Genomic DNA, 256 nt, shown 5'->3' on the forward strand with positions numbered 1-256 from the left:
CTGCAACATGATTTCGGCGATCACGAACCGCGGCGAGCTGAGCTTCATGGTCTTCGAGGGCACGTTCACGAACGCAACGTTCATCGAGTTCATGAAGCGCATGATCAAACAGGCTACCCGCAAGATCTATCTGATTGTCGACGGACACCCGGTCCACCGGTCCGTTGCCGTCAGGGAATTCGCCGCCGAAAACGCGGATCGCCTGCGTCTGATTCGACTGCCCGGCTACTGCCCCGAGCTGAACCCCGACGAGTTG

Annotated in this window: 1 protein-coding gene; it reads left to right on the plus strand. The window is 59.0% G+C overall.

What is annotated here, in order from left to right:
- Positions 1 to 7 precede the first annotated feature (7 nt).
- On the plus strand, positions 8 to 256 hold a 249-nt coding region (locus tag SB771_RS35670), incomplete at its 3' end, for an IS630 family transposase (protein ID WP_410722128.1).

Source organism: Burkholderia sp. SIMBA_051 (genome assembly GCF_046534915.1).
In the GTDB taxonomy this organism is placed as follows: domain Bacteria; phylum Pseudomonadota; class Gammaproteobacteria; order Burkholderiales; family Burkholderiaceae; genus Burkholderia; species Burkholderia ambifaria.